A 6,576-nucleotide genomic window follows, 5' to 3' on the forward strand; every position below is an offset into this window, starting at 1 on the left:
CAGTCTCACAATGGAAGAGGTACCGTGGAACAGACTGAAAACAGAGAGCTGACCTTGTCAAGGATTCGATTAATTGCCGATATATCATTGATATCACAATGCAATCCTGAAGAAATGAAAATCGCCATGTCGTTGATCGCCGACTTATCTCACGGCGAACTCCCGGACAGTGATTATCAACAGTTTCTGAAAAACAGCAGTGATGGACAGCAGCTTAAAGCATGGTTCGAACAACAAATGTTGTAAGGGATTTCGATGGATAATAATGACCGACGTGAAATTCCCTGGCCGATAGCCAGAGGCACGTGCAAATTAATGGATTTTCTCTGTGGCTAACACGCCCGACTAATACGCAGCAAAATTTTTTTCGTATCCAGACCGTTCAATAAAAAGGTCTGACTGGCCAAAGCCGGTATATACATTTTGGTATAAATTTTAATTCTGACTCAGTGCAAACCTGTTCGTTGGTCATGTTTTTTCTTTAACACAGCAGTACGGAATTAGGGTATTCCCATGTAAAAACGTCTGGTAGTGATATTACCCCCGGCCTTCCCGGTACCTTTAACGTACAATATCCCCTGCCAGCAAGGATCGGCAGGGGACATAATAAGCGGGCACCCTAAAAGAACCATAATAAGCCGCGCGAACAATAAACAAGGGACATGCTAACCAGACACCCCTGACACCATTTTCCGCCTGTTGTTGTGTCATCCGTCCAACGCCTTTCCCGCATTGCGACCGCTATCGTTCCTCTGGAGGATAAAGGACCCGAGATAACCCGTTTTACTCGATCTTTTTATCTGAACTTAAAGGTATCACATGAAAGTTTACGCCCATCAGGACGACACCCTGGACGCGCTCTGTTACCGCTACTACGGCCGCAAGCAAGGCGTGGTGGAAACGGTTATGCTGTCCAACCACGGGCTTGCGGACCTTGGCCCGATTCTGCCGCACGGCACCGCCGTCACCCTGCCCGATATGAATACTTCCGGCTCACAGGAAAGCGTCAATATCTGGGAATAATGCCGGATCATCAGGCTCCATGCTTGCCTTCGGCTGATAACACATGGAGATCGCCGCCACACCAGGAACCTTATCATGCAAAAACCACAAAGCCTCAAACTTGCACTGACCAGCGCGCTACCCGCGTTGGGCAATGCGTTACAGTTTCGGATCCAGGAGGGGGAAATCGCCGCGTTGCAAGAGCCGTCCCTGTCGTTTGAATACCGCTATCAGTTGCTGCTGACGTTGACTAATTTCTCTGACAATCCCGACACCCTTTTCGTCACCCTGCTGCTCTGGGTGCGTCAGAATCAGCCGGACCTGCTAACGCGTGAAAGTATCCGCAACAAAGGCATCAGTTTTACGATCGACAACAACGCGGATAACACCAGCACGCTGTCCGTACGGCTCAACCTGACTGAGCGCAACCGGGTCAATGAACAGAATCAAAGCCTGCAGGTGCATTATGAACCGGAGCCAACACCGCCCGAACCGGTTAGCCGGCCCACGGCACTGTATATCGCCGGTGAACCGGTCAGTCAGTGGAAAGGGAACTGACCCCTCTAGATATCATTTCCTTCGTGATGGCCGTTGTGAATACGGCCTTTTTTCCTGAGAAACTATAAGTAATGATTATTTCATGATCTAAAACTTTCATCTTATTTATTTCCATCCCGTAATTTTCATAATAAACTTTATCTCCGATCTACCTACACGCCTTCTTTATTTTCTTCATCGCAAATTATTTCAGAAATCGTTTTCTACTGTTATCGCCGGGGATTAATCAGTAATACCCTATTACCTTCTATGCCTCATCAGCGAAAACCTGCTGACGCTATTACCTCATCCACTCTCTTTTGGATTGAATAACTGAAGGGAAACACCATTGGATAACAGCCGAAGTTTGCCACGTAATATACGAAAGGAATTACTCCATTTTAAACATTTTGGTAACAATGAAGGATTTCTTTATTACCCAAAAATCATGGAAGATATTCGCCCTTCTCTGCCTGAAAACGCCATCTCCCATTGCGGCGGCAATGGTGAAAAGTTCAGAAAGTTGCTTACTCTGTTCGGCGGTCATTTGGGCGACCCGTATAGCCCGACCGCCGTTCCCGGCGCGTCACCGCAGCTCACCAGTATTTTCTCTTCTTACGGATTGCTGACGGCCAGAGCGGATTCGCCAACGCCGGTGTTTACCCAGCCCGACTTTCTGCTGCTGTATTGCCGGTGTGAAACGTCCGTCTTCAAAATACTGGTTGGCATCGCCAGCCTTCGTCATGTTATTACGCATATGGACCGGCAAACCCGCATCGAATTATGCCTGCCGCAGTATACGCTGCGCCCCGGCGCCATCAGCCAGGAGCAAACGCCGTTCAGTCTCCTCAGCGCCGACCGCGACCCCTTTTTGACCTGTACGCCTGACCTGGCGTATCCCCTGACCTCGCCCGCCAGATATGCGTTGCTGAAGTTCGACCCGCTGCTGAAAAACAGCATGCAATGGCTCAATCTGAAACGGGGCGATCTGCTCATTATCGACAGCCGTCGCAGTACCCACACCTGTGTGCCATTTACCCCGTTTTTCCGCCAGGATTCCCCTTACCTGGCGCACATGTTCATCAACAAACCGAACCCGACACAACACTGACGCCTTACACCGGTGCGCCACGCCACGGCGTGTTACCGTGATGCCAGGATCGCAATGCAAAGGCCGTGGTGCAAAGATCGGTGGGGCCATCCGCCACACAACCACGGCGAATTGTCTCACTGCGCGGGAAGACGCATGCTTCCCACCATGAATACATACGAATATCTCTCCGAAATCCAGCGCGCGCTGCGTAACCTGATTCGTATCGGCGTCATCACCGAGGTCGATACCCAACAGGCACGCTGCCGCGTGCAGACCGGTGGCATGGTCACCGGATGGCTCCACTGGCTGTCCCGTCGTGCGGGGAGTTCCCGCGAATGGTGGGCGCCGTCGGTGGGTGAACAGGTGTTATTGCTTGCAATAGGAGGCGAACTCAATACGGCATTTGTCTTACCGGGTATTTACAGCGAACATCATCCGGCCCCATCGGCTTCTGCGGATGCCTGCCACATCCGCTTCCCTGATGGCGCGGTGATGGAATACGAGCCGGCCAACGGCGCGCTGACGGTCACCGGTATCAAGAGCGCGACGGTCGTCGCATCGGAATCGGTGACCGTCACCACGAAAAACGTCACCGTCAACGCCAGCCAACGCATCACGCTGGACACCCCGGAAGTCGTCTGTACGCACAAATTAATCACCCAGACTATCGACGTGCAGCAAGGCGGCAGCATTACCGGCAGCGTCACCCACTCGGGGGGAAGCTTCTCCTCCAATGGCGTGGTGGTGCATACCCATCAGCATAGCGGCGTACAAAATGGCGGCGGCACAACAGGAGGACCTCTATGACCAGCACGTCATACACCGGCATGAATCGCAACACCGGCGGCAGCCTCAGCGATCTGGAACATTTGCGTCAAAGCGTGCGCGATATCCTGACCACCCCGCAAGGCAGCCGGGTCATGCGGCGCGATTACGGTTCGCTGCTTTCCACCCTGATCGACCAACCGCAAACGCCCGCGCTGAAGTTACAGGTGCAGGCGGCCTGCTATGTCGCCTTGCTGAAGTGGGAGCCGCGGCTGACGCTGACGTCCATCGCAATGGAAAGCCACTACGACGGCCAGTTGATTGTGGATATTTCCGGCACCCTGGCCGGCAACGGCACATCCCTTTCGTTAACCATTCCCGTGAGCTGAGATCATGCCTCTTATCGATTTAAGTCAGTTACCCGCCCCCAGCGTGGTCGAAACGCTGGATTATGAAACCCTGTACGCCACACGCAAAGAAACCCTGCTGTCGCTCTACAGCGCCGACGAGCGCGAAGCCATTGCGCGCGCCCTGACGCTGGAATCGGAGCCGATGGTGAAACTGCTGCAGGAAAACGCTTACCGCGAGCTGCTGCTGCGCCAGCGCATCAATGAAGCCGCTCAGGCCGGGATGTTGGCGTTTGCTCAGGGCAACGATCTGGACCAGTTGGGCGCCAACGTCAACGTCTCCCGACTGGTGATCACCCCGGCTGACAATACCACCGTTCCCCCGATCGCCGCCGTGATGGAGTCCGATACCGATTTCCGCCTGCGTATTCAGCAGGCTTACGAAGGCCTGAGCGTGGCCGGCTCCATCGGCGCCTACCAGTTCCACGGGCGCAGCGCCAGCGGTCAGGTAGCGGATATCTCGGTCATCAGCCCCGGTCCCGCTCAGGTGCTGGTGTCGGTCCTGTCGCGGGAAAACGACGGTACGGCCAGCGATACGCTGATCGCCACCGTCAATGCGGCGCTCAATGCCGAAGACGTTAGGCCGGTGGCCGACCGGGTTACCGTCCAATCGGCAGTGATCGTTCCTTACGATATCAATGCCACGCTTTACCTGTATCCCGGCCCGGAGGCCGAACCTATCCGCGCCACTGCCGAGAAGAAACTGCAGAGTTACGTCAGCACCCAGCATCGACTGGGCCGTGATATCCGCCGTTCCGCCATCTACGCCGCACTGCATGTGGAAGGGGTTCAGCGGGTAGAACTGGCTCGTCCGGCGGCGGATATCGTGCTGGACGATACTCAGGCGTCGCACTGCACCGGCTATACCCTGACGCTGGGGGGAACGGATGAATAAAAGCCCCCTGCTGCCGCCCGGTTCATCGCCGCTGGAACACGCCGTTGCCGTCACCGGCGCCAGCCTGGAAACCGTGCCGATTCCCCTGCGCCAACTCTGGAATCCGGATACCTGCCCGGTCGAGCTGTTGCCTTATCTGGCCTGGACACTATCGGTTGACCGCTGGGATGAAAGCTGGACGGAAACCGTCAAACGCAAGGTCATCAGGGACGCGTTCTTTATCCACCGCCACAAGGGCACCATCGGCGCGCTGCGCCGGGTCGTTGAACCGCTGGGATACCTGATTCGCATCAAGGAATGGTGGCAAACCGGCGACACTCCCGGCACCTTCCGGCTGGATATCGGTATTCAGGAATCCGGGATCACCGAAGAGTCCTTTCAGGAGCTGGAGCGCCTGATTGCCGACGCCAAACCGGTTAGCCGCCAGATGCTGGGGTTAAACATCAATCTGGACAGTTCCGGCCCACTGTTAATGGGCGCCGGCGCCTATAGCGGCGACGAACTCACCATCTACCCCTATTTCCCGGAAACCATCAGCGTTTCTGGCGAAGAGATCAATGGGGCGGCGATTCACCTGATTGATGACATCTACGTCGGTGGTTGATTTTCCCTCTCGTTCTAAGCCAGCCTGCGCTGGCTTTTTTTATGGCTGAATCGCCGCCGGATGTTGTCTCCCCCCGCTAACAACGCCCGCCGGATGCGCCAACAGCGCCGACTTCGCATACTACCTCTACCCAGGCTGTGCCCCGGGTAACGCACTTCACGACCGACGCGGGCGCGCACCTACCCCGGTGCAGCGCCCATAACCTGATAACGCCTTTGGGCCTGCGCCCGCACCCAGATATCCGGCGACACAGCCTACCCACAGCCGGGCATACCGGCTGGTCATCGCCCGTCGGCCAGCCCGGCTTCTCCGATGCCGCTCTGCGGCATCCTCTCCTGTCAACAAAATGAGTAATCTGCATGAGTACAAAATACTTTGCTTTACTGACGAACACCGGCGCGGCGAAGCTGGCTAACGCCACCGCGCTGGGTAGCCATCTGGCTATCACGCAAATGGCGGTGGGTGATGGCGGCGGCAGCCTGCCGACGCCGACACCCGCTCAAACCAAACTGGTCAATGAGAAACGCCGCGCCGCGCTCAACGCGCTAAGCATCGACCCGCAAAACACCAACCAGATCATGGCCGAGCAGGTAATTCCTGAGAATGAAGGCGGCTGGTGGATCCGCGAAATCGGTCTGTACGACAGCGACGGCGATCTGATCGCTGTCGCAAACTGCGCCGAAACCTATAAACCGCAGTTGCAGGAAGGGTCCGGCCGGGTGCAAACCGTGCGCATGATCCTGATTGTCAGCACGACCGAAGCCATTACCCTGAAGATTGACCCGGCGGTGGTGCTGGCCACTCGTCAATACGTCGATGATAGCGCCATTCAGGTCAAGGCCTACGCCGACACTCAACTCAACGCACATCTTGCAGCCCCCAACCCTCACCCGCAGTACGCACCACTCAATAGTCCGGCGCTGACCGGCGCACCCACCGCGCCAACAGCGGAGAAAAGTGTGAACTCCACACAGCTGGCGACTACCGCGTTTGTCAAAAACGTCGCTCTGCTCAAAGAGCAGAACGGCGCCGACATCGCTAACAAATCCGCTTTTCTCGCAAACCTGGGTTTAAGCGACGTGCTGAAAAGCGCCGACCTGGCCGGCATCCCGCTGCCCTGGCCGCAGGCGACGCCACCGGCCGGCTGGCTGAAATGCAACGGTCAGGCGTTCGACAAAAACGCCTTCCCCAAACTGGCGCTGGCGTACCCCGGCGGCGTCCTGCCGGATCTGCGCGGCGAATTTATTCGTGGCTGGGATGATGGGCGCGGGGC

Annotated in this window: 9 protein-coding genes; all 9 read left to right on the plus strand. The window is 56.2% G+C overall.

Going from position 1 to position 6,576, the window contains the following annotated elements:
• The first annotated feature begins 24 nt into the window (after positions 1-24).
• A complete protein-coding gene (locus DDA898_RS12320; protein WP_038911320.1) occupies positions 25-246 on the plus strand; it encodes a hypothetical protein in 222 nt (73 codons plus the stop codon).
• Positions 247-819: 573 nt separating this feature from the next.
• Positions 820-1,023, plus strand: coding sequence for a tail protein X (locus DDA898_RS12325; protein ID WP_038911321.1), 204 nt, complete (start codon positions 820-822; stop codon positions 1,021-1,023).
• Between the two features lie 75 nt (positions 1,024-1,098).
• Positions 1,099-1,560 (plus strand): phage tail protein, encoded by a 462-nt coding sequence (locus DDA898_RS12330; RefSeq protein ID WP_038911322.1) that lies wholly within the window; start codon positions 1,099-1,101, stop codon positions 1,558-1,560.
• Positions 1,561-1,987: 427 nt separating this feature from the next.
• Positions 1,988-2,650, plus strand: coding sequence for a hypothetical protein (locus DDA898_RS12335; RefSeq protein ID WP_038911323.1), 663 nt, complete (start codon positions 1,988-1,990; stop codon positions 2,648-2,650).
• A gap of 147 nt (positions 2,651-2,797) precedes the next feature.
• Entirely contained in the window at positions 2,798-3,439 is a 642-nt protein-coding gene (locus tag DDA898_RS12340; RefSeq protein WP_033111903.1) for a phage baseplate assembly protein V, read from the plus strand.
• Positions 3,436-3,786: a GPW/gp25 family protein gene (locus DDA898_RS12345; RefSeq protein ID WP_038658004.1), complete on the plus strand. Its 351-nt coding sequence runs from the start codon at positions 3,436-3,438 to the stop codon at positions 3,784-3,786. Before DDA898_RS12340 ends, DDA898_RS12345 begins: the two co-directional genes overlap by 4 nt.
• A 4-nt stretch (positions 3,787-3,790) precedes the next feature.
• The gene (locus tag DDA898_RS12350) at positions 3,791-4,699 is read left to right on the plus strand and encodes a baseplate assembly protein (protein ID WP_038901387.1); all 909 of its coding nucleotides are present in this window, start codon (positions 3,791-3,793) and stop codon (positions 4,697-4,699) included.
• The gene (locus DDA898_RS12355) at positions 4,692-5,303 is read left to right on the plus strand and encodes a phage tail protein I (RefSeq protein WP_038911324.1); all 612 of its coding nucleotides are present in this window, start codon (positions 4,692-4,694) and stop codon (positions 5,301-5,303) included. Before DDA898_RS12350 ends, DDA898_RS12355 begins: the two co-directional genes overlap by 8 nt.
• A gap of 359 nt (positions 5,304-5,662) precedes the next feature.
• On the plus strand, positions 5,663-6,576 hold a 914-nt coding region (locus DDA898_RS12360; protein WP_038911325.1), incomplete at its 3' end, for a phage tail-collar fiber domain-containing protein.

Source organism: Dickeya dadantii NCPPB 898, assembly GCF_000406145.1.
Taxonomy (GTDB): Bacteria; Pseudomonadota; Gammaproteobacteria; order Enterobacterales; family Enterobacteriaceae; genus Dickeya; species Dickeya dadantii.

What these genes read in the sequence shown, in the direction of transcription:
- DDA898_RS12325 (WP_038911321.1), top strand. Translation starts at nt 820, where the DNA reads ATGAAAGTTTACGCCCATCAGGACGACACCCTGGACGCGCTCTGTTAC.
- DDA898_RS12330 (WP_038911322.1), top strand. Translation starts at nt 1,099, where the DNA reads ATGCAAAAACCACAAAGCCTCAAACTTGCACTGACCAGCGCGCTACCC.
- DDA898_RS12335 (WP_038911323.1), top strand. Translation starts at nt 1,988, where the DNA reads ATGGAAGATATTCGCCCTTCTCTGCCTGAAAACGCCATCTCCCATTGC.
- DDA898_RS12340 (WP_033111903.1), top strand. Translation starts at nt 2,798, where the DNA reads ATGAATACATACGAATATCTCTCCGAAATCCAGCGCGCGCTGCGTAAC.
- DDA898_RS12345 (WP_038658004.1), top strand. Translation starts at nt 3,436, where the DNA reads ATGACCAGCACGTCATACACCGGCATGAATCGCAACACCGGCGGCAGC.
- DDA898_RS12350 (WP_038901387.1), top strand. Translation starts at nt 3,791, where the DNA reads ATGCCTCTTATCGATTTAAGTCAGTTACCCGCCCCCAGCGTGGTCGAA.
- DDA898_RS12355 (WP_038911324.1), top strand. Translation starts at nt 4,692, where the DNA reads ATGAATAAAAGCCCCCTGCTGCCGCCCGGTTCATCGCCGCTGGAACAC.